Source organism: Rhodanobacter sp. C01 (assembly GCF_002001045.1).
Taxonomy (GTDB): domain Bacteria; phylum Pseudomonadota; class Gammaproteobacteria; order Xanthomonadales; family Rhodanobacteraceae; genus Rhodanobacter.
This window is the reverse complement of sequence record NZ_MUNR01000005.1, coordinates 192,872-213,353: the sequence shown is the minus strand read 5'-3', so window position 1 is coordinate 213,353 and position 20,482 is coordinate 192,872. Positions and strand designations below refer to the sequence as shown.

General features: G+C 63.6%; 20 protein-coding genes. 8 read left to right on the top strand and 12 right to left on the bottom strand.

What is annotated here, in order from left to right; translation table 11 throughout:
• Nucleotides 1-158: 158 nt before the first annotated feature.
• From glmS to B0E50_RS02340, 5 genes are all read right to left on the bottom strand, one after another.
• Nucleotides 159-1,988 carry a glutamine--fructose-6-phosphate transaminase (isomerizing) gene (glmS, locus tag B0E50_RS02360; RefSeq protein WP_077439470.1) on the bottom strand — a complete coding sequence of 610 codons (1,830 nt, stop codon included), beginning with the start codon at nucleotides 1,986-1,988 and terminating at the stop codon, nucleotides 159-161.
• 131 nt (nucleotides 1,989-2,119) lie between these two features.
• Entirely contained in the window at nucleotides 2,120-3,490 is a 1,371-nt protein-coding gene (locus tag B0E50_RS02355) for a pyridoxal-phosphate dependent enzyme (protein ID WP_077439469.1), read from the bottom strand.
• 167 nt (nucleotides 3,491-3,657) lie between these two features.
• On the bottom strand, nucleotides 3,658-3,885 hold the full coding sequence (locus B0E50_RS02350; protein WP_077439468.1) for a YdcH family protein: 228 nt from the start codon (nucleotides 3,883-3,885) through the stop codon (nucleotides 3,658-3,660).
• A 387-nt stretch (nucleotides 3,886-4,272) separates the two neighbouring features.
• The gene (locus tag B0E50_RS02345; RefSeq protein WP_077439467.1) at nucleotides 4,273-4,905 is read right to left on the bottom strand and encodes a hypothetical protein; all 633 of its coding nucleotides are present in this window, start codon (nucleotides 4,903-4,905) and stop codon (nucleotides 4,273-4,275) included.
• On the bottom strand, nucleotides 4,902-5,492 hold the full coding sequence (locus B0E50_RS02340) for a DUF4398 domain-containing protein (protein ID WP_077439552.1): 591 nt from the start codon (nucleotides 5,490-5,492) through the stop codon (nucleotides 4,902-4,904). The genes B0E50_RS02345 and B0E50_RS02340 overlap by 4 nt, the downstream gene beginning before the upstream one ends.
• A 114-nt stretch (nucleotides 5,493-5,606) precedes the next feature.
• Here B0E50_RS02340 and B0E50_RS02335 point away from each other — a divergent pair, with 114 nt between their 5' ends.
• Nucleotides 5,607-6,692, top strand: a complete 1,086-nt coding sequence (locus B0E50_RS02335; RefSeq protein WP_139350729.1) for a PilT/PilU family type 4a pilus ATPase — start codon at nucleotides 5,607-5,609, stop codon at nucleotides 6,690-6,692.
• A 72-nt stretch (nucleotides 6,693-6,764) separates the two neighbouring features.
• On the opposite strand, the gene maiA is transcribed toward B0E50_RS02335, so the two are convergent.
• The gene (maiA, locus tag B0E50_RS02330) at nucleotides 6,765-7,439 is read right to left on the bottom strand and encodes a maleylacetoacetate isomerase (protein ID WP_077439465.1); all 675 of its coding nucleotides are present in this window, start codon (nucleotides 7,437-7,439) and stop codon (nucleotides 6,765-6,767) included.
• A gap of 172 nt (nucleotides 7,440-7,611) precedes the next feature.
• On the opposite strand from maiA, the gene B0E50_RS02325 reads away from it, so the two are divergent.
• Together B0E50_RS02325 and B0E50_RS02320 are read left to right on the top strand one after the other, a co-directional pair.
• Nucleotides 7,612-8,793, top strand: coding sequence for a phosphoglycerate kinase (locus B0E50_RS02325; protein WP_077439551.1), 1,182 nt, complete (start codon nucleotides 7,612-7,614; stop codon nucleotides 8,791-8,793).
• Nucleotides 8,793-9,431 carry an HAD hydrolase-like protein gene (locus B0E50_RS02320; RefSeq protein WP_077439464.1) on the top strand — a complete coding sequence of 213 codons (639 nt, stop codon included), beginning with the start codon at nucleotides 8,793-8,795 and terminating at the stop codon, nucleotides 9,429-9,431. Before B0E50_RS02325 ends, B0E50_RS02320 begins: the two co-directional genes overlap by 1 nt.
• A gap of 67 nt (nucleotides 9,432-9,498) precedes the next feature.
• Here the strand turns inward: B0E50_RS02320 and tkt are convergent, their stop codons facing one another.
• Nucleotides 9,499-11,502, bottom strand: coding sequence for a transketolase (gene tkt, locus B0E50_RS02315; protein ID WP_077439550.1), 2,004 nt, complete (start codon nucleotides 11,500-11,502; stop codon nucleotides 9,499-9,501).
• Between the two features lie 269 nt (nucleotides 11,503-11,771).
• On the opposite strand from tkt, the gene B0E50_RS02310 reads away from it, so the two are divergent.
• Nucleotides 11,772-12,494 (top strand): hypothetical protein, encoded by a 723-nt coding sequence (locus B0E50_RS02310; protein WP_077439463.1) that lies wholly within the window; start codon nucleotides 11,772-11,774, stop codon nucleotides 12,492-12,494.
• A gap of 236 nt (nucleotides 12,495-12,730) precedes the next feature.
• Nucleotides 12,731-13,327, top strand: a complete 597-nt coding sequence (locus B0E50_RS02305) for a porin family protein (protein WP_174575015.1) — start codon at nucleotides 12,731-12,733, stop codon at nucleotides 13,325-13,327.
• A 101-nt stretch (nucleotides 13,328-13,428) separates the two neighbouring features.
• Here B0E50_RS02305 and B0E50_RS02300 read toward each other — a convergent pair whose 3' ends face one another.
• From B0E50_RS02300 to B0E50_RS02285, 4 genes are all read right to left on the bottom strand, one after another.
• The gene (locus B0E50_RS02300) at nucleotides 13,429-14,433 is read right to left on the bottom strand and encodes a class I fructose-bisphosphate aldolase (RefSeq protein ID WP_077439461.1); all 1,005 of its coding nucleotides are present in this window, start codon (nucleotides 14,431-14,433) and stop codon (nucleotides 13,429-13,431) included.
• A gap of 131 nt (nucleotides 14,434-14,564) precedes the next feature.
• Nucleotides 14,565-15,008, bottom strand: coding sequence for an energy transducer TonB (locus B0E50_RS02295; RefSeq protein ID WP_077439460.1), 444 nt, complete (start codon nucleotides 15,006-15,008; stop codon nucleotides 14,565-14,567).
• A 94-nt stretch (nucleotides 15,009-15,102) separates the two neighbouring features.
• Nucleotides 15,103-16,578 carry a pyruvate kinase gene (gene pyk, locus B0E50_RS02290; RefSeq protein WP_077439459.1) on the bottom strand — a complete coding sequence of 492 codons (1,476 nt, stop codon included), beginning with the start codon at nucleotides 16,576-16,578 and terminating at the stop codon, nucleotides 15,103-15,105.
• A gap of 80 nt (nucleotides 16,579-16,658) precedes the next feature.
• Nucleotides 16,659-17,474, bottom strand: coding sequence for a S1/P1 nuclease (locus B0E50_RS02285; RefSeq protein ID WP_077439549.1), 816 nt, complete (start codon nucleotides 17,472-17,474; stop codon nucleotides 16,659-16,661).
• Between the two features lie 140 nt (nucleotides 17,475-17,614).
• Between B0E50_RS02285 and gap the strand changes: the two genes are divergently transcribed.
• A complete protein-coding gene (gap, locus tag B0E50_RS02280) occupies nucleotides 17,615-18,616 on the top strand; it encodes a type I glyceraldehyde-3-phosphate dehydrogenase (protein ID WP_077439458.1) in 1,002 nt (333 codons plus the stop codon).
• 127 nt (nucleotides 18,617-18,743) lie between these two features.
• Nucleotides 18,744-19,163 (top strand): group III truncated hemoglobin, encoded by a 420-nt coding sequence (locus B0E50_RS02275; RefSeq protein WP_077439548.1) that lies wholly within the window; start codon nucleotides 18,744-18,746, stop codon nucleotides 19,161-19,163.
• A 42-nt stretch (nucleotides 19,164-19,205) separates the two neighbouring features.
• On the opposite strand, the gene tpx is transcribed toward B0E50_RS02275, so the two are convergent.
• Nucleotides 19,206-19,706, bottom strand: coding sequence for a thiol peroxidase (gene tpx, locus B0E50_RS02270; RefSeq protein ID WP_077439457.1), 501 nt, complete (start codon nucleotides 19,704-19,706; stop codon nucleotides 19,206-19,208).
• A gap of 174 nt (nucleotides 19,707-19,880) precedes the next feature.
• Between tpx and B0E50_RS02265 the strand changes: the two genes are divergently transcribed.
• On the top strand, nucleotides 19,881-20,417 hold the full coding sequence (locus tag B0E50_RS02265; protein WP_077439456.1) for a DUF2058 domain-containing protein: 537 nt from the start codon (nucleotides 19,881-19,883) through the stop codon (nucleotides 20,415-20,417).
• Nucleotides 20,418-20,482 lie beyond the last annotated feature (65 nt).

The window sequence follows — 20,482 nt, the reverse complement described above, 5'->3', positions numbered from 1 at the left end:
TGCGTGGCCCGACTGGGTGAATGCGCCGGTTCTGATGAAGCCTCTGGTTCAGCGCCAACAGGATTGTGCACCCGGTGTCACCCCGAACTCCGACAGGTCCCCCTCATCCAACAACCTGGAAAGCGACCGGATCCACAGGAATCACGGGACTCTGCGCGCTACTCCACCGTCACAGACTTGGCCAGGTTGCGCGGCTGGTCGACATCCGTGCCGCGCAACACGGCGACGTGATAAGCCAGCAGTTGCAACGGCACCGTGAACACGGCCGGTGCAATGAAACTACCGCCGGATTCCACCCGCAGCATCGCACCATGACCGGCCATGTCATCCATGCCGGCTGCACCGTCGGCAAACACGATCAAACGACCGCCGCGGGCGCGTACTTCCTGCAGGTTGGATTTTAGTTTGTCCAGCAGTGGACCATTCGGCGCGACCGCGACTACCGGCATGTCTTCGTCGACCAGGGCCAGTGGCCCATGCTTGAGCTCGCCAGCCGGATACGCCTCGGCGTGGATATAGGAAATTTCCTTGAGCTTGAGTGAACCCTCCAGCGCAACCGGATACTGCGCCCCACGGCCGAGGAACAACGCGTGCTGCCGGTGGATGAATTCCGCCGACAACTCGATAATTGCCGGCTCCAGTTTCAGTGCGCCTTCGATCGCACGTGGTAGATGCAACAGCTCGGCGCACAGCACTGCATAACGCTGCGGATCGAGTCCGTTGCGCCGCGCCAGCTCCAGCGCCAGCAAAGCGAGTCCGGCGAGCTGCGTGGTGAATGCCTTGGTCGAAGCCACCCCGATCTCCGGGCCGGCGCATGTCATCAGCTTCAGGTCTGCCTCGCGTACCAGTGAGGATTCGGGCACGTTGCAGATCACCAGGGTGCCGAGGTAACCGCGGCGGCGCGACTCGCGCAACGCCGCCAGTGTGTCGGCCGTTTCGCCAGACTGCGAGATGGCAACGAACAAGGTGTCGACAGGTACCACCGCCTCGCGGTAACGGTATTCGCTGGCCACCTCCACGCTCACCGGCAACTGCGCGTATTCCTCGATCCAGTACTTCGCGACCAGGCCGGCGTGATAGCTGGTGCCGCAGGCGATGATGTGCAAGCCGCGTGTGCGCTGCAGCAGCGCGTCGCTGTCAATACCGAAGATGTTCGGCAGCACACCATGCGGGCCAATGCGCGCCTCCAGCGTATTGGCCACCGCACTTGGCTGCTCGAAGATTTCCTTCTGCATGTAGTGCCGGTATTCGCCGCGCTCGACGGCGTCGGTGGACAGCTCGCTCTCGTGCACCATGCGCTCGACCGGGTGCCCGTCGAGAGCATGGATCTGCACCGAGTCGCGGGTGATCTCCACCACATCGCCCTCGTCGAGATACAGCATCTTGTTGGTGACCTGGATCAGTGCCTGTGCATCCGAACCAAGGAAATTCTCGCCGATGCCGACACCGACCAGCAGCGGTGCGCCACGACGCGCACCGACCACGCGACCGGGCTCGTCACGGCTGATCACGGCAATGGCGTAGGCACCTTCCAGCTCGCGCACGGTGGCCAGCACGGCCTCGCGCAGGTTCAGGCCCTGACTGATGTGCCGATCGATCAGCGCCGCCATCACCTCGGTGTCGGTCTCCGAAGTGAACACGTAACCGGCCGCCTGCAGCTCGGTGCGCAGGCTGGCGTAATTCTCGATGATGCCGTTATGCACGATGGCGACACGACCGGCCACATGCGGGTGCGCATTCGCTTCGCTGGGCACACCATGCGTGGCCCAGCGGGTGTGTGCGATGCCGGTGCCACCGGGAATCGGATCGGCGCGATACAACGCCTCCATCTCGCGCACCTTGCCCTTGGCACGCACGCGCCGGATCTCACCCTGGTCGAGCACGGCCACGCCCGATGAATCATAGCCACGGTATTCCAGTGCCTTCAGGCCGGCAATCAGCAAGGGGGCGACGTCGCGCTGGGCAGCGGCAGCAACAATTCCACACATGGCGAGTTCTCCTCATGACGAATGCGAAGCTTCCGGCCCCGCCACAAGCCATCATTCTGGCGACGTTGCATTGCTATCAGCTTTCGTGGCGCATGCCCTTCGTTCGCGGCCACACCATCGAATCAATCCGCTCAGTTCACCTTGCGCCGCAGATAGTTCAACAAGTCGATGCGGGTGATCAGCCCAAGGAACTGTTCGCCGTCCACCACGATCGCCACGTGCCCGCGCTCGAACACCGGCAGCAACGACTCGATCGGCTCGCTCACCGCGAGCATCTGCAGGTTGCTCATCATCGCGGTGGACACCGGGTCGCGGAAACGCGTCTCGTCGGCATGCACGTGCATCAGCACATCCGATTCGTCGACGATGCCGACCAGCTTGTGCCCGTCCATCACCGGCAGCTGCGACACGTCATACAGCTTCATGCGGGTGTATGCGGTGATCAGCAGTTCGTTCGGACCGATCACCACGGTGTCGCGCTGTGCAAACGGGCGCAGCAGCAGATCGCGCAGGTCACCGTGCCGTTCGCGTTCGAGGAAACCGTTGTCGAGCATCCAGTAGTCGTTGTACATCTTCGACAGATACTTGTTGCCGGTGTCGCAGACCAGGGTCACCACCCGCTTCGGGCTACTCTGTTCACGACAATATTTCAGTGCCGCGGCCACCAGGGTACCGGTGGACGAGCCACCCAGTACGCCCTCCTTGCCCAGCAACTCGCGCGCGGTAAGAAAACTCTCCTTGTCGGAGATCGCATAGGCCTTTTTCACCCGGGTGAAGTCACTGATGCTGGGCAGGAAGTCTTCCCCGATGCCTTCGACCATCCAGCTGGCGGACTTGGTCGAGAGCGTGCCTTCGTTGATGTACTGGGCCAGGATCGAGCCGACCGGATCGGCCAGGATCATTTCCGTCTGCGGCGAGTGCTCGGCAAAGAATTTGGACAGGCCACTCAGGGTGCCGGATGAGCCGCAACCAAGTACTACCGCGTCGACCCTGCCATCCATCTGTTCGAGGATTTCCGGGCCGGTGGTCTGGATGTGCGCGAGCGGATTGTCCGGGTTGCCGAACTGGTTGATGAAATACGCACCCGGTGTCTCGCGCGCAATGCGCTCGGCCATGTCCTGGTAGTAGTCGGGATGGCCCTTGGCCACGTCCGAGCGGGTCAGCACAACCTCGGCCCCCATCGCCTTGAGATTGAAGATCTTCTCGCGGCTCATCTTGTCCGGCACCACCAGGATCAGGCGGTAGCCTTTCTGCTGCGCCACCAGCGCCAGACCGAGGCCGGTATTGCCGGCGGTGCCTTCGACCAGGGTGTCGCCTGGCCTGATCCGGCCGGCCTTCTCGGCACCCTCGATCATCGACAGGCCGATGCGGTCCTTGATCGAGCCGCCGGGATTGGCGCTCTCGAGCTTGAGGAACAGTTCGCACGACCCGGTATCCAGGCGCTGTGCGCGCACCATCGGGGTACGTCCGATCAGTTCGAGGACACTCTGGTGGACCGTCATGGAGACTCCGTGGCAAGGCCCGTCACATGCAGGTGCACGCGCATTCATCAGGCAGGACACCCATCATAACCGAGCCGCCGATTCCCACCGCGATAACGCCGCGGCCCCGCGCCTCGATCCCGCAAAGGAGAGAGGCCCGGGGCCGCGTGTCACGTCAAACCGCAGGTTCAGTGGATATGGTGCGCCCGATCCGCCCACATGCGTTCGAGTCGTGCCTTGGCGAGCAGCTTCTCCTTCTTCATGCTGGCCAGGGTCATATCGTCGATGGGAAGCACGCCGATATCGGCGTCGTGCACCTTGCTGTCGAGCTGTCTGTGGTGCTGGTAGAGCCGACGGAACTCTGCATCGGCTTTCATCAATGCCTCGACATCCTCACGCTGCTGGTTTTCAAACATGGTCCGACCTCCTCACGAGTGGGTATGCGGCGCCCCGGACAGAGGCATCCGCAGACAATTGAACACATGCGCACACCCACGGCCCGCACCGGAATACCGGACTGCGGGAGGAGAAAAATACGTGGAATGCATGCATGGTTCAGGTCAGTGACCCATGCGGCAGGAATGCCCCATGGGACTTCGACCCTACTCCCCCGATCCGGGTGGTGCAAGCCCGCCGGGTGGCTTGCACAGTGCTGGCAAAATATCGGTTAAAAAGCTGTCAAAACAGCCATTTACATTTCGCAACCAGATCCGCCGCAGCGTGCGTCGAGACCAGCAACGGTTGGTGTTGATGACCCACAAAATGGCTCATCAACACCTCGTTCATTCGTTCTGGTGGCGATATCAATGCCCGTTGCTGGACTTGTCCTGCGTGGCCGGCGCGTTGTCCTGCATCTGCGAACGCATCGCCTTGGCAGCCTCTGCTGCCAGCGAGGCCTCGTGGCGGGCAGCCTTGGCCACCTTGGCCTGTGCCGCCGCCAGCTTTTTCGCCTGATCTGCTTCCGCGCGCGCCTGATCGGCCGCCTGCGAATAGGCCTGCCCCTCCTCTTGCGCTCGCGCAGCCTCTTCCTGGGCCAGTTGGGACTGCAGGCGCTGGCGCTCGAGCTCACGGCGCGCGATTTCCGTCTCGCGCCTGCTGTTGTCGAGCATGATCTGGTCGTGCTCACGGTCAAGCTGGGTCAGCTTGAGCTGGGCGTCCTGCAGCTGGGCTGCCGTCCTGGCCAGATCCACCCGCCTCTCCGCCAGATACAGCGCATGGGCCCGATCGTGCCGGCCGGCCTGCGCCAGCCGGTTGATCGCATCGTGTGCGCGCGCTTGCTCGGCCTGGGCGTAGTTGCCCAGGCTGGGATCGTTGGCGAGCTGGTCAAGGCTGTTGTTCAGGCGATTGATGTCGATATCGTCCTGCCGCGCCTGAGCCGCTCCGGTGGCCGCCAGCGCGAGTGCAATCGCGGCGAAAGTAGTGGTGAATCGCTTCATGGCTGGCCCCCCTGGGTGCTGGAGCTTGAGGCTGGCGGCTGATTGTCCGTGGGTACGGTCTGGAAACCACTACCCGGAGGTGGCGCGGACAGCACGGACGAAGCCGGTGCTGGCATGTCCTCGGTCGGCGCCGGACTGCTGGATGAGGAGGCTGCGGCGGGCGCTGCTTGCTGCTGTTCCTGCTTCTGGGCCTCGGCCTCGAGCTGCTCGCCCTGGGCGCGCAGACGGGAATTTTCCTGGATCTTGCTCTGGATCTGCGCACGGGTCGCCGCCAGCCGCGCCTTGCTGCGCGCCAGCTCGGCGTCCGCGCGCGATTCCTCGGCCAGACTGGCTGCGTCGACATACTTGCGCTCGGCCATGGCCGTCTGGGCCTGCTGGAACTTGTCCTGGGCAAAACCCAGATCGACCGGCGCGTAATCGGCCGCGCCAGCGTCACGCGCCGCCTGCAGCTGGGTCTGCGCCATGTTCATCGAATCATCGGGCGGAGGCACCGTGGCGCAGCCGGCCAGCGCCAGGGTCAACGCCAGGGCGACCGTGGTCGCGCGAATGCGGCGGGAGAACCCGGCCGGCAGGGAAAAGATGTGCACCGTCACATTCCTCGTAGTGTGTCGCGGCGTATTGTGGGCAGGCATAATCCATCATTGCAACGCGCATTTCTGAAACAGGGGACTTTCGTGGACATCGGCTACTTCCTCAAACTCATGGTAGACAAGGGCGCGTCGGACATGTTCCTGACGACCGGCGCCCCTGTGAACATCAAGGTCGAGGGGAAACTCTATCCGCTGGGCAACACCGGGCTGCCCGGCGGCATGGTCAAGAAGATCGCCTATTCGCTGATGGACGAGGGCCAGGTGCCGCAGTTCGAGCGCAATCTCGAACTCAACATGGCGCTTGCGGTGAAGGAAGCCGGCCGCTTCCGCATCAACGTGTTCAAGCAGCGCGGCGAAGTGGGCATGGTGATCCGCGCGATCAAGAGCGAGATCCCCAGCATCGACCAGCTGCAGTTGCCCAGCATCTTCCGCGAACTGATCATGGAACCGCGCGGGTTGATCCTGGTGGTTGGCGCCACCGGCTCGGGCAAGTCGACCACGCTGGCGGCGATGATCGACCAGCGCAACACCCACTCGTCCGGTCACATCCTCACCATCGAGGACCCGATCGAGTACCTGCACCGGCACAAGAAGTCGATCGTGAACCAGCGTGAGGTCGGCCTGGATACCCACAGTTATCACGAGGCGCTTAAGAACGCGATGCGCGAGGCGCCGGACGTGATCATGATCGGCGAGATCCGCGACACCGACACGATGGAGGCAGCGATCGCATTCTCCGAAACCGGTCACCTCTGCCTGGCCACGCTGCACTCCAACAACGCCGACCAGACGCTGGAACGCATCCTCAACTTCTTCCCGGAATCGGCGCACAAGAACGTGCTGATGAACCTGGCGCTGAACCTGCGCGCGGTAATCAGCCAGCGCCTGGTGATCGGCAAGGACGGCAGGCGCATTCCCGCCGCCGAAGTGCTGCTGAATACTCCGTTGATCCGCGACATGATCCGCCGCGGCCAGATCCACGAGATCAAGGAGGCCATGGATCGCAGCCTGCAGGAAGGCATGCAGACCTTCGACCAGTCGCTGTACCGGCTGTACAAGGAGGGTCGCGTTGAACTGGAGGAGGCCCTCAACAAGTCCGACTCACGCGATGGCCTGGCGCTGAAGATCCGCCTTGCGGAAGGCGGCAGCAACAGCCCGGAACTGATCGGCAACGATCCTTACGGCATGGGCTTCTAGAATCAATCAAGGAGTGAGGAGTGAGAGAAGGCATCGTTGTCTCGCTCCGCTCGCTCTCACCTCTCTCAACACTCACTTCTCGCTCTTCGGCCCATCCGGCTGCGCTTCCGGCGCGGCATGCTTGAACACTTCCAGTTCGTTGCACGCGTGATAGATCCGCTGCAACGTCGGGTAGTCGTCCAGCGGCAGTTTCCAGCGCAGCGCGTTGTAGACCTGCGGCACCAGACAGGCGTCGGCCATGCCAGGTGTCTCGCCATGGCAGTAGCGGCCGGTGGCTGCATTGTCGACCAGCATCGCCTCCATCGCCTTGAAGCCACTGGCAATCCAGTGCCGCGACCATTCGGCACGCTGCGCCTCGTCGGCAGCGAACTGCGATTCGAGTTGATTCAGCACGCGCAGATTGCCCAGCGGATGAATGTCGCAGGCCACCGTCATGGCCAGCGCCCGCACCTGCGCCCGTCCCCGCGCATCGACCGGTAGCAGCGCCGTCTCCGCTCCGGGATACATCTCGTCGAGATATTCCATGATCGCCAGCGACTGGGTGAGTACACGGTCGCCATCGAGCAAGCACGGAATCAGCTCCTGTGGATTGAGCGCCTTGTAACCTGGCGCATGCTGCTCGCCACCGTCCCGCACCAGGTGCACCGGGCGCGTCTCGTAACCCAGCCCCTTCAGATTCAGCGCAATGCGCACACGGTAGGCGGCGCTGGAGCGCCAGTAGCCGTAAAGCACCAGACCGGTAGTCATGCCTCGCCCCCTCGCGCGAAAATCGCAGTCTAGCCCCAGTCCGGGCCATGCGGATGACCGGCGACAATGGCCGATCCCGGTTCACGGCCGGTTTGCATCGGCGCGTGGGGCGCCGGACAATAGGCGGTTGCCGCCCACCTGTGGCGATTTCAACCATCACTGGAGTTCCGCCGTGTCAGTCATCCGCATGAGTGACCTCGATTTGCGCGATCAGCGCGTGCTGATCCGCGAAGACCTGAATGTGCCGATCGACGACCACGGCCAGATCACCTCGACCCAGCGCCTCGACGCCGCCCTGCCGACGATCCGGGCCGCCCGCGATGCCGGCGCCAAGGTGTTGGTACTGTCGCACCTGGGTCGGCCGAAGGAGGGGCAGTTCGACGCGGCATCCTCGATGGCGCCGGTGGCACAGTGGCTGGGCAACCGGCTTGGTACCCCGGTTCGACTGGTGGCGGACTATCTCGATGGCGTCGACGTCGCGGCCGGCGAAGTGGTGCTGCTGGAAAACTGCCGCATGAACGTCGGCGAAGGCAAGGACGATGAAGCGCTGGCGAAGAAATATGCCGCGCTGTGCGACATCTTCGTGATGGACGCCTTTGGTACTGCGCACCGCGCGCAGGCCTCCACCCACGGCGTGATCAAGTTCGCGCCGGTCGCCGCCGCTGGCCCGCTGCTGTCGGCCGAGCTGGACGCGCTGGGCAAGGCACTGGAGCATCCGGCGCACCCGTTGCTGGCGATCGTCGCCGGCTCCAAGGTCTCCACCAAGCTGACCCTGCTCGACAACCTGATCGGCAAGGTCGACCAGCTGATAGTGGGTGGCGGCATCGCCAACACCTTCATCGCGGCAATGGGCCATTCGATCGGCAACTCGCTGTACGAACCGGATCTGATCGACGCGGCGAAGAAAGTTCTCGCCGATGCGAAGCGCCGGGGCGCCGAAGTGCCGATGCCGGTCGACGTGGTGGTGGCACCCGCGTTCTCCGCTCAAGCGCCGGCCACGGTGAAGCCGGTCGACCAGGTCAACGATCACGAGATGATCCTCGACATCGGGCCGGAGACCGCGAAACGCTACGCCGAACTGATCGCCAAGGCCGGCACGGTGGTGTGGAACGGCCCGGTCGGCGTGTTCGAATTCGACGCGTTCGGCAAGGGCACCGAGACACTGGCCCGCGCCATCGCCGCCTCGCCGGCGTTCTCGATTGCCGGTGGCGGCGATACGCTGGCCGCGGTGGACAAGTACGGTATTGCGGACGATGTCTCGTACATCTCCACCGGTGGCGGCGCCTTCCTCGAATTCCTCGAGGGCAAGGAGCTGCCGGCGGTGACCGCGCTCAAGGCGCGTGCGATCAAGTAATGCTTTGCCTGTTCGACCTCGACGGCACCCTGATCGATTCCGAGCACGGCATCATCGCCTGCGTGAAGCACGCGCTGGCGAAGCTGGACGTGCCGGCGCCGCCGCAGGAGGAGCTGCGCGGATGGATCGGGCCGCCGCTGCGGCACAGTTTCGCGCCGCTGCTGGATCACGATCCGGTGCGGGTCGAAGCGGCGGTGGAGCACTATCATGAGCGCTTCCACACCGATGGCTGGCGCGAGCACGACATCTACCCCGGCATTGAGTCGCTTATCGAGCGCCTGCTCGGCGCCGGGCATCGGCTCGCCGTGGTCACCAGCAAACCACAGCGGCATGCCGCGCCGATCATCGCGCACCTGCCGTTCGGAGATGCGTTCCTGCGCCTGTACGGTCCCGATCCAGGCAGCGCACACAGCGAGAAGGCCTCGATGATTGCCGCCGCACTGGCGGACTTCGGCGCCAGCCCGGGAGACACAGTGATGATCGGAGATCGCCGCTTCGATATCGAAGGCGCAGTGGCCAACCGCGTACGCGGCATCGGCGTATTGTGGGGGTTCGGCAGCCGCTCGGAGCTGGAGCAAGCCGGCGCCAGTGCGATTGCCACCACGCCAGACGAACTGGCCGGTTTGCTGACGGCCTGACTGCTTTCCGGATCACAACAAAAAAGCCGCGGCATGCCGCGGCTTTTTGTGTCGGTCAGAGCTGCGCTCAGCGAATGACGCGCTTCACCGCATCCACCACGTGGGCCACCGTGAAACCGAAGTGCTCGAACAACTGCGGCGCCGGCGCAGACGCACCGAACGTGGTCATGCCGACCACCTCGCCGTCCAGGCCCACGTATTTGCACCAGAAGTCGGCCGTCGCGGCTTCCACCGCGACGCGGGCACGACACCAGCCCGGCAACACGCCTTCGCGATATTCCAGCGGCTGCGCGTCGAATACCTCGGTGCATGGCATCGACACCACGCGTACCGGCACGTTCTGCTGCGCCAGGGTGCGTGCTGCCTCCATCGCCAGCTCCACTTCCGAACCAGTGGCAATCAGGATCGCCTGGAACTTCGTGTCCAGTGGATCGGACAACACATAGGCACCACGCGTGATGTCGGCGACCTGCTGCTCACTGCGCTGCTGATGCTTGAGGTTCTGGCGCGAGAAGATCAGGCAGGCCGGCGCACCCTTGCGCTCGATCGCGGCCTTCCACGACACCGCCGATTCCACCGCATCGCAGGGACGCCACACCTGGTTGTTCGGGATGTAGCGCAGCGAGGCCAGATGCTCCACCGGCTGGTGGGTCGGACCGTCTTCGCCCAGGCCGATCGAGTCGTGGGTGTACACATGGATCGCGTGCGCCGGAATCAGCGCACTCATGCGCACCGCGTTGCGTGCGTAGTCGGAGAACACCAGGAAGGTGGCGTCGTACGGGATGAAGCCGCCGTGCAGGGCCAGGCCATTGGCGATCGCGGTCATGCCGAACTCGCGCACGCCGTAGTAGACGTAGTTGCCGCTGGGGTCATGGCCGTTGCCGGCGTCGACGCTGCCCTTCCACTTGGTGAGGTTGGAGCCGGCGAGGTCGGCCGAACCGCCGATCAGTTCCGGCAGCAACGGGGCAAACGCCTCGATACTCATCTGTGAGGCCTTGCGCGAGGCCACCGTGGGGCCGTCGGCCTGCAGCTTGTCGACAAAGGCCTGCGACTTGGCCGCCCAGTCGGCCGGCAGCTCGCCACTCATGCGGCGATTGAACTCGGCTGCCAACTCCGGGAAAGCCGCCGTGTACTTGGCCAGCGCGTCGTGCCAGGCCTGCTCGGCCTCGGCACCCGACTTGCGATGGTCCCAGCCAGCATAGATCTCGGCCGGGATCTCGAACGGTGCGGAACGCCAGTCAAGCTCGTCACGGGCGGCGGCAACCTCGTCCTTGCCCAGCGCGGCGCCGTGGCTCTCTTCCTTGCCCTGCTTGTGCGGCGCGCCGAAGCCGATGATGGTCCTGGCGCAGATCAGGGTCGGCTTGTCGGGCTGCGACGTGGCCTGCGTGATGGCCTTCTTGATCGCTTCGGCATCGTGGCCGTCGACACCACGGATCACGTTCCAGCCGTAGGCCTCGAAACGCGCCGGCGTGTTGTCGGTGAACCAGCCATGCACTTCGCCGTCGATCGAGATGCCGTTGTCGTCATAAACCGCCACCAGCTTGCCCAGCTGCCAGGTGCCGGCCAGCGAGGCAACCTCGTGCGAGATGCCTTCCATCAGGCAGCCGTCGCCAAGGAAGACGTAGGTGTGGTGATCGACCAGGTCATGGCCAGGGCGGTTGAAGTGCGCCGCCAGTACCTTCTCGGCCAGCGCGAAACCCACGGCATTGGCCAGCCCTTGGCCGAGCGGACCGGTGGTGGTTTCCACCCCGGGGGTTTCGCTGGCTTCCGGATGGCCGGCGGTCTTCGAATGCAGCTGGCGGAAACGCTTCAGCTGCCCGATCGGCAGGTCGAAGCCGGTCAGGTGCAGCAGCGCGTACTGCAGCATCGAGCCGTGCCCGTTGGAAAGCACGAAACGGTCGCGGTTGGCCCATTTCGGATTCGCCGGGTTGAACTGCAGGAAGTCGTTCCACAGCACCTCGGCGATATCGGCCATGCCCATCGGCATGCCCGGATGGCCGGAGTTGGCCGCCTCCACGGCGTCCATGGCAAGGGCGCGCACGGCGTTGGCGAGTTCGCGGCGGGTGGTCATCAGGTCGTTCTCCGGGCTGGCGTCGGCGAAAAGCGGCCATTGTCGCCGATCACTGGTCATCTGTCGCCAGAACTTCACCCCCGGACACTCAATACGTTTGCCATCAGTGGCTTGACATTAACCACGGCTTAATTTTGAACCCGCCGGTATTGAAACTCTTCAGGTTCAAGCCTTTCTAATGTTTCAGCACCGCCCCGAAGTAGGTGCGCCTTCTGCGTCCAACCGAACCCCCGGAACGCCGATGGCCCTAAAAAATCAGGAGTACCCCCATGAAAAAGACATTGTTCTCGATTGCTTTTGTTTCTGCCGGTCTGGCATTGGCCCCAGTGACGTTCGCCCAAGACGCTCAGCCGAGCAGCGGCAACTACCAGTCCAGCCAGCCCGTAGGCAGTGGCAACTGGCTGATCGACCTTAGCGCCGGCCGCACCGACGGCTACAGCAAGAACAGCAATTTCGGCAGCGGCTTCGGCAGTGGCTCAGGCAGCCTGTTCAGCAACAAGAACGGTCGCCGCACTGGCTATAGCGTGCTTGGTGGCTACCGCTGGAAGGTTGGTTCGGATCTGGGCCTGGGCCTTGAAGCCGGTTACGCCGACCTGGGCAATTACAAGCTCAGCAATCTGGGCAGCAGCGGATCCGTCAACCAGAGCAGCACGCAAAACGCGCTGCGCGGCTGGATGCTGGGTGGTAACGGCCGTATCAACCTGCTGCCGAAGTGGTACATCAGCGGCCACGCTGGTTACTTCCATGCGAACAACAACGGTGGCGCTTACAACGATACCCTCAGCCAGGATCTCTTCCATGGTGGCGACCGCGGTGGCTACTACGCCGGCATCGGCACCGGCTGGGATATCAATGATCACTTCGGTCTGGGCGTGAAGTACGACTACTTCCACGCGTCGGCCGGCAACATTCATGACATACCGACCGACGCGGACTTCGCAGTACGTCGCTCGACCGGCATCGTTTCGCTGGATGCCGAGTACCGTTTCTAAGCATCGAATGGTGCCGCATCAAACGGGCGCCTCCGGGCGCCCGTTTCCTTTCATATTCATGAGCTTGCCGCAAATCTTAATTCAAGCTTAATACTATACTTACAAGTATTGAATCTTTGCCGCGCAGCTCCATCTAACTGTTCAGTGCTTGCCAGACTTCGGCTTGGCCACACCCGGCGTCGTGCCCATTTCCCCAACCGGCCGGCGACCGTTCCAGTCATAACAGGAGAATCTCCATGAAAAAGACACTTATTGCCGTCGCCCTTGCTACCGCCGGCGCACTCGCCATTCCTGCTGCCTTCGCGCAGAACGCACCGGCTGACAACGGCGGCTGGTTCGTCAACGGCAACGTCGGCCGTACCGCCATCAATCAGGGCCCGTACGACAACGGTCATGACACCGGCTATGCCCTCAATGGCGGCTACCGCTGGTCGCTGGCTCCGAACTTCTCGCTGGGCGGTGAAGTGGGTTACAACGACCTGGGCAACATCCGCGCCAGGAACGTCTTCAACAGCCAGCCGGTGATCGCCCCGGGCAAGTCCCAACTGCATGGCTGGACCGCGGGTGCCAACGCGCACCTCGACCTCAGCCCGAACTGGTACATCAGCGGTCGCGCCGGCCTCTACAGCTGGACGGGCCACGGCATGAGCAACGACGTCAACCCGGTCAACAAGGGCCTGAATGACAACAGCTGGTACGGTGGCGCCGGCGTGGGCTACAACATCACCAGCAACCTCAGCGTCGGCCTGAACTACGACTACTTCGACGCGAAGAAGCACAACGTCGACCTGAGCACCGACATGGTCTCGGCCAGCGCGGAATACCGCTTCTGATCGACTGATCCATGGTCTGCAACGAGAACGGGCGCCGCAAGGCGCCCGTTCTTTTTTACCTCAGTGCGCCTGGACGGCTCACTGGGCACGCTTCCTATCGATCAGCCTTTCCACTGACCCAGCGCGGCCAGGCCGTTGTCGCGCGCGCGGGCATGCACGGTTTTCTGCGCTTCGGCGTAGTTCGCCTTCATGTCCTTCGCCCACAGCTTCAGTGCCGCCTGCTGCATGGCGCGACCGTAGGAGAACGACAGCGGCCACGGGTGCGGGCCGATCTGGTTCATCGCGTTCAGATGGGCAGTGGACTGCTGGTCGGTCTGGCCGCCGGACAGGAACACGATGCCCGGCAGCGAAGCCGGCACGGTGGTCTTGAGTACGCGTACGGTGGCCTCGGCCACTTCCTCGACGTCGACCTGCTCGTCCGAGTCCTTGCCCGGAATGACCATGCTGACCTTCAGGATGGTGCCTTCCAGCATCACGTTCTGCTCGTACAACGCATTGAACAGGCTACGCAGCACGGCTTCATGCACCTCGTAGCTGACTTCGATGCTGTGGTCGCCGTCCATGATAACTTCCGGCTCGACCATCGGCACGATGCCCGCTTCCTGGCACAGTGCGGCGTAGCGGGCCAGCACGTGGCAATTCGCCTCGATCGCAGTGGAGCTGGGGTTGTCTTCGGAGATATTGATCACCGCGCGCCACTTGGCGAACTGCGCGCCGAGCTTGGCGTATTCCTGCAGGCGCTCGCGCAGGCCATCCAGGCCCTCGGTGACCACGTCGCCCGGGAAGCCGGCCAGCGGCTGCGGGCCCTTGTCGACCTTGATGCCCGGGATGATGCCGAGCTTCTTCATCAGCTGGGTGAACGGCACGCCGTCCTTGGTCGACTGGCGGATCGTCTCGTCGTACAGGATCGCGCCGGAGATGTGCTCGTTCAGGCCCGGCGTGGTCAGCAGCAACTCGCGGTAGGCGCGACGGTTCTCTTCGGTGTTCTCGATGCCGACGGCCTCGAAGCGCTTCTTGATGGTGTTGGTCGACTCGTCGATGGCGATGATGCCCTTGCCGGGCGCGACCATCGCCAGGGCGATGCTTTCGAGATCTTCAATACTCATGACGACTCCGGTAGCGAGGGCGATGCCTGCCCGCACAAGATAGAAGCCGCCTCGCGGGCGAAGCGGCTGGTTAAAAACGGCAATTATAGGCCAGTTTGCCGAACGCGGCCGGGACCGGCATCAGCACCGGTTTACGATGCGTAGCCGGGCAGCTTGCAGGCATCCATCAGCTGCTTGCGCTGCGCCGGGTCCGCTGGCGCATTGAATGGCACGACGTAGTAGGTGGCAATCGGTTCGCCGGCACGATTGGTCAGCGACGGTCCGTAGCGGAAATTGGATACCGCGCTGCGTGCGGTAGGACCCAAGTCGCTCTTGGGTTCCACCTTGACCACCTGCACATCCATCGGCACGCCGTCGGAGCCGATCGTGTAGGTCACCGCGGCACAACCGGGCTTGTCCAGGTTGAGGCCGCTGTTCGGCGCATCCATCTGCACCTTGGTATTGAGCAGGATCCAGTAACGGTAGAGATCCTGCTGATCGACCCGATGCGCCTGTTGCGCCAGCACCGGTGTCAGAAAACCCAGTGTCAACGCCAGCAAAAGACCCTGTCGAAACGGGCGAGGCAACATTTTCATGACGATCTCCTGTGCACGGTATACATGGTGGTCTTGATCACTTTACCCGAGCTGGATTCCATGGCTCTGCCGGATGCAATGCTCCTGCCGTGAATCAGAGGTCGCGCAAGCTCTCGACCATGCCGTCGGCGCCGACCGAGAGCAGCTTCAGCGTATTGGTACCGCCTACGTGGCCGACGCGGTCGCCGTAAGTGATGACCACGCTGTCGCCCTCGGCCAGCTTGCCTTTCTCGAACAGCAGCTGCACCGCAGCACGCGTGGAGGAGGCCATGCTCTGCCTCTCGCCGTGGCTGAACTCTACCGGCTGCACGTCGCGCAACACCTGCATGCGCCGACGCGCGGCCGCGAACGGCGACATGCCGTAGATCGGCACCGCGCTGCGGTAACGCGACAGCCATTGTGCGGTGGCGCCGGATTCGGTCAATGCCACGATCGCCCGCACACCCAGCTGGCCGGCCAGCACCATCGCAGCCAGCGCAATGGCCTGGTCGGTACGGTTCATATGGTGGCTGGCGCCAGCCAGATCCTCCTTCGGCTCGAACTGGCGCTCGGCACCGAGACAGATCCGGCGCATCGCCGCCACCGCCTTGTCCGGATGCGCACCCGCCGCGGTTTCCTCCGACAGCATCACGGCATCGGTGCCGTCGATCACCGCATTGGCGACGTCCAGCACCTCGGCACGCGTCGGAATCGGCGAGCGCACCATCGACTGCAGCATCTGCGTGGCAGTGATCACCGCGCGGTTGCGCTGCACCGATTCGCGGATGATCTTCTTCTGCAGGCCCGGCAGTTCGGCATCGCCGATCTCCACGCCCAGGTCACCGCGCGCCACCATCACCACGTCGGAGGCGTCGATGATCTCGCCCAGCACCGGGATCGCGTCGGCGCGCTCGATCTTGGCCACCAGCGCCGCACTGCCACCGGCTTCGTGCAACAGCCGGCGGGCCTGGTGCATGTCCTCGGCCGAACGCACGAATGACACGGCGAGGAAGTCCGCGCCGATCTCGGCCGCCAGTTTGATATCGGCCTTGTCCTTGTCCGACAGCGCGGTGACCGAGAGGCCGCCGCCCTGCCGGTTGAGGCCCTTGCGATTGGACAGCTTGCCACCGATCAACACCTGGCAGCGCACCTCGGCACCAATCACCTCCAGCACGGTCAGCGCAATCAGTCCGTCGTCCAGCAGCAGGACGTCTCCAGCATGCACGTCCTGCGGCAATTCGTAATAGCTGACACCGACCCGCGTGGCATCGCCGGCCGGCGCGTCAGGACGACAATCCAGCACGAACGGGGCGCCATCGACAAGCGCCACCGGACCATTCGCAAACGTCTCGACGCGGATCTTTGGTCCCTGCAGGTCGGCCAGCACGCCGACTTCGCGCCCCGCCGCCGCCGAAGCCGCCCGTACGGCGTTCGCGCGCGCACGATGATCATCCGGAATGCCATGTGACAGGTTCAGGCGAACCACGTCGACGCCTTCGGCGATCAGTTTCTCGAGCATCCCCGGAACATCGGTGGCGGGGCCCAGGGTGGCGACGATCTTGGTGCGGCGCGTTTGGCTATCGGTAGTCATTGCTTCACGGGATTGGCGGTTGTCGCCAGAGCCTAGCAGAACCCGGTTCGTCCGCAGTGGGCAGCGAATGCCGCTTTCGCTCAATGGCCCAGCGTGAGATTGAGCACTTCGGCCAGTCGCCGGCCAGCCTCGCGCAGACGCAACTCGGCCACCGGCAGCTCGGCATCGACATAGGCCTGATCGATCTTGTGGCTGGCTGGATAGAACCCGGCCCCCGCCGTAATGCTGCAGGATTCCTCCGCCCATTGCGCATAGGGGTCGTCGAACGGCGCGATCGGGGGTGGCAGCGCCACCGGACCATGTGCATCGAGTGTCTGCGCATATGCCTGCACATCGAGGCCACGGGTTTTCAGCATGCCCGAATCCCATACCTTGTGCAGGTTGCTGCCCTTGCCATCGAACTGCACCTGGTAGGTGTTGCCGCCCTTGTCATCCCGCGAGCCGGCATGCAGCGGCTGATGGACATCGCCGACAAAATGCACCACGAATTTCAGTGCCTCGCGACGCGCTGCATCCGGCTGGCTGCGATCACCCAGCACGTCCACATAGTGTTGCAGCCCGGCAACCACGCAGCGCCCGTCCTTGCAATCACGCGGCGGCACATAGTTGCAATCGCCATGGACGAAATCGATGTAGTGCAGGCCGCGGGTCTGTTTCCACAATGCCGCCTGGGCCGGATCGTCCTGGATCTGGTCGGGCCAGCTGGCAATGTCGGCCAGTGAGGTGGTGTGCTCCGGAGCCAGCAGACGTTCCACCTCGGCCTCGGCAGCCGGGCTCAGGTGCCGCTGTGCCAGTTCCGCCACGACGCTGTGGCCGAGCGGACCCCAGGCCTGCGCCAGCGGCGCGACCGCGAGCATGGCCAGTGCGATGGTGAGCGAGCGACGTAACGAGGTCATGGGATCGTCCGGTTGAAAAGCCCAAGTCTGCCACAGCGGTGACCAGGCCTGGCCGCTTTCATTGTATGATTCGCGGCTGAAACTCTGGCTCCGCGGCCTGCGGTTGCCCACCCATCATCGCCTCAGGAGGACGCTCCCTCATGACCATCAAGGTCGGCATCAACGGCTTCGGCCGCATCGGTCGCAACGTGCTTCGCGCCGCCGTGCAGAATTTCGGCAACGACATCGAGATCGTGGCGATCAACGACCTGCTTGAACCGGATTACCTCGCGTACATGCTGCGCTACGACTCCGTACACGGCCGTTTCAAGGGCGACGTGAAGGTCGAAGGAAGCCATCTGGTGATCAACGGCAAGACCATCCGCCTGACCCAGGAGCGCGATCCGGCCGCACTGAAGTGGAATGAGGTGAGCGCCGACGTGGTGATCGAATCCACCGGCCTGTTTCTCGACAAGGTCACCGCGCAGAAGCATCTGGATGCCGGCGCGAAGAAGGTGATCCTGTCCGCACCGTCGAAGGACGACACACCGATGTTCGTCTATGGCGTGAACGACAAGACCTACAAGGGCGAGGCGATCATCTCCAACGCCAGCTGCACCACCAACTGCCTGGCGCCGATCGCCAAGGTGATGCACGACAAGTGGGGCATCAAGCGCGGCCTGATGACCACCGTGCACGCTGCCACCGCCACCCAGAAGACCGTCGACGGCCCGAGCAACAAGGACTGGCGTGGTGGCCGTGGCATCCTGGAGAACATCATCCCGTCGTCCACTGGCGCTGCCAAGGCCGTAGGCGTGGTGATTCCCGAACTCAACAAGAAGCTCACCGGCATGAGCTTCCGCGTGCCGACCTCGGACGTGTCCGTGGTCGACCTCACCGTCGAGCTGGAAAAGCCCGCGACCTATGCGGAAATCTGCGCCGAGATGAAGGCGCAGAGCCAGGGCGCTTTGAAGGGCGTGCTCGGTTACACCGAAGACAAGGTCGTGGCGACCGACTTCCGCGGCGAGACCTGCACCTCAGTGTTCGATGCCGATGCCGGCATCGCGCTGGACAGCACCTTCGTCAAGCTGGTGAGCTGGTACGACAACGAGTGGGGCTACTCGAACAAGTGCCTGGAGATGGTGCGAGTCGTGGCGAAGTAAGCTTGGCCATGATGAACTAGAGGAAAGGCCGGGCCCACGCTCGGCCTTTTTGTTGCTGCCGTTCGACCTCACCGCAGCGACGACTTGCCGCACGGATCATCCACGGACGCGGTCTATCATGCGCCGCATGGATACCCGATCCACCCTCGATGAAGCTGGCATCGCGCGCCTGGTCGATCGCTTTTACGACAAGGTCCGCGCCGATCCGCTGCTCGGCGCGGTGTTCAACCCGGCCGTACGCGACTGGGACGAGCACAAGCGACTGCTGACGTCCTTCTGGTGCTCGGTCGCGTTGCGCGCGAACAGCTATCAGGGCAGTCCGATGACGGTGCATCGCGCACAACCGGCGATCCGCACCGAACACTTCGAACGCTGGATGGCGCTGTGGCGTGAAACCGTGCCCGAAGTGCTGGACGAGACCGGCACCGCGCAAATGATCGAGTACGCCGAACGGATCGGCCGCAGCCTGCGCCTGGGTCTGAATTTGCCGGAACATCCACAAGCCCGACCACTCGGCATCCCGATCGTGGGACAACTTCGGAAATGAACCCGCAAGGCGCGGGTGGGTGCCCGCACCTTGCTCAGAGCATCAGCTCAACGCAGCCAGCGCCGCGTCATAGTTCGGCTCATGCGCGATCTCGCTGACCAGTTCGGCATGAATCACCTTGTCATGCGCATCCAGCACCACCACCGCGCGTGCAGCCAGACCTGCCAGCGGACCGCTGGCAATCGCTACGCCGTAATCGTTGAGGAACCGGTGCCCGCGCATCAGCGACAGATTGACTACCTGATTCAGTCCTTCGGCACCGCAAAAGCGTGCCTGCGCAAACGGCAGGTCTGCCGAGATGCACAGCACCACGGTGTTGTCGAGTTGACTGGCCGACTCGTTGAAATGACGGACAGACATAGCGCAGGTCGGCGTATCGACGCTCGGGAAAATATTCAGCACCTTGCGCTTGCCCGAAAACTTCGACAGCGTGACATCAGACAGATCACCACCAACCAGGCTGAACGCCGGCGCCGGCGTACCTACCGCCGGAAACTGGCCGCTGATGCTGATTGGCTGACCCTTGAGTGTGACGTTGGACATGTTGCACCTCGCGAGGGAAAAGGGCCTACAAGTAGAACATGGCCGCAGTCAGAAAGACGAGACCGCCCGACGGTAGCTAGGCAGTGGCATGACCTGAATCAGCTGCGTGAGCCGGCTGTGGGCCACGCCGGTACAATCACGTGTGCGATCCTGCCCAGCCACCCCATCGTCCGTATGCGCAATCCCCTGCAAGAACAGCTGCTCAAGGCCGGCCTGGTCAACAAGAACAAGGTGGCCCAGGTGGTGCGCGAGCAGACCAAGCAGCGCCAGGGCAAGGCGCCGATGGCGCCCGCCACCGAGCAGGTCGATGCGCAGCGGCTGCAGGCGGAACGTGCCGAACGCGATCGCGCGCTGGCGGCAGAGCGCAACACACAGGCACGTGCCGCCGAGCAACGCACCCAGATCCATCAGATCGTCGAGAGCCACAAACAAAAACGCGAAGGCGAAATCGCCTACCGTTTCACCGATGGGGACAAGATCCGCAGTGTGCTGGTGAATGAGGCGTTGCGTGCGCAGCTGGCCAGCGGCACGCTGGTGATCGTGCGCCACGATCAGGGCTATGAGCTGCTGCCCCGCGCCGCCGCCGACAAGGTCTACGCCCGCGATGCGGCGATGATCGTGCTCGACCATGGCCGCAGCACCGATGCCGGCAACGATCACGACGACGAGTACTACCAGCAGTTCCAGGTACCGGACGATCTCATCTGGTAGCGCCGGCTCTCCGAGGGTTCCCATCGGCCATGCCATCACCGCGCCATTTCACCATGGCGCATTCG

Excerpts from the sequence above, each read along its gene's own strand:
- tpx (WP_077439457.1), bottom strand. The coding sequence starts at position 19,706 with ATGTCCAACGTCACACTCAAGGGTCAGCCAATCAGCATCAGCGGCCAG.
- pyk (WP_077439459.1), bottom strand. The coding sequence starts at position 16,578 with ATGACTACCGATAGCCAAACGCGCCGCACCAAGATCGTCGCCACCCTG.
- B0E50_RS02285 (WP_077439549.1), bottom strand. The coding sequence starts at position 17,474 with ATGACCTCGTTACGTCGCTCGCTCACCATCGCACTGGCCATGCTCGCG.
- gap (WP_077439458.1), top strand. The coding sequence starts at position 17,615 with ATGACCATCAAGGTCGGCATCAACGGCTTCGGCCGCATCGGTCGCAAC.
- B0E50_RS02345 (WP_077439467.1), bottom strand. The coding sequence starts at position 4,905 with ATGAAGCGATTCACCACTACTTTCGCCGCGATTGCACTCGCGCTGGCG.
- B0E50_RS02275 (WP_077439548.1), top strand. The coding sequence starts at position 18,744 with ATGGATACCCGATCCACCCTCGATGAAGCTGGCATCGCGCGCCTGGTC.
- maiA (WP_077439465.1), bottom strand. The coding sequence starts at position 7,439 with ATGACTACCGGTCTGGTGCTTTACGGCTACTGGCGCTCCAGCGCCGCC.
- B0E50_RS02350 (WP_077439468.1), bottom strand. The coding sequence starts at position 3,885 with ATGTTTGAAAACCAGCAGCGTGAGGATGTCGAGGCATTGATGAAAGCC.
- B0E50_RS02305 (WP_174575015.1), top strand. The coding sequence starts at position 12,731 with ATGAAAAAGACACTTATTGCCGTCGCCCTTGCTACCGCCGGCGCACTC.
- B0E50_RS02310 (WP_077439463.1), top strand. The coding sequence starts at position 11,772 with ATGAAAAAGACATTGTTCTCGATTGCTTTTGTTTCTGCCGGTCTGGCA.
- B0E50_RS02355 (WP_077439469.1), bottom strand. The coding sequence starts at position 3,490 with ATGACGGTCCACCAGAGTGTCCTCGAACTGATCGGACGTACCCCGATG.
- B0E50_RS02320 (WP_077439464.1), top strand. The coding sequence starts at position 8,793 with ATGCTTTGCCTGTTCGACCTCGACGGCACCCTGATCGATTCCGAGCAC.
- B0E50_RS02335 (WP_139350729.1), top strand. The coding sequence starts at position 5,607 with ATGGTAGACAAGGGCGCGTCGGACATGTTCCTGACGACCGGCGCCCCT.
- B0E50_RS02265 (WP_077439456.1), top strand. The coding sequence starts at position 19,881 with ATGCGCAATCCCCTGCAAGAACAGCTGCTCAAGGCCGGCCTGGTCAAC.
- B0E50_RS02295 (WP_077439460.1), bottom strand. The coding sequence starts at position 15,008 with ATGAAAATGTTGCCTCGCCCGTTTCGACAGGGTCTTTTGCTGGCGTTG.
- B0E50_RS02300 (WP_077439461.1), bottom strand. The coding sequence starts at position 14,433 with ATGAGTATTGAAGATCTCGAAAGCATCGCCCTGGCGATGGTCGCGCCC.
- glmS (WP_077439470.1), bottom strand. The coding sequence starts at position 1,988 with ATGTGTGGAATTGTTGCTGCCGCTGCCCAGCGCGACGTCGCCCCCTTG.
- tkt (WP_077439550.1), bottom strand. The coding sequence starts at position 11,502 with ATGACCACCCGCCGCGAACTCGCCAACGCCGTGCGCGCCCTTGCCATG.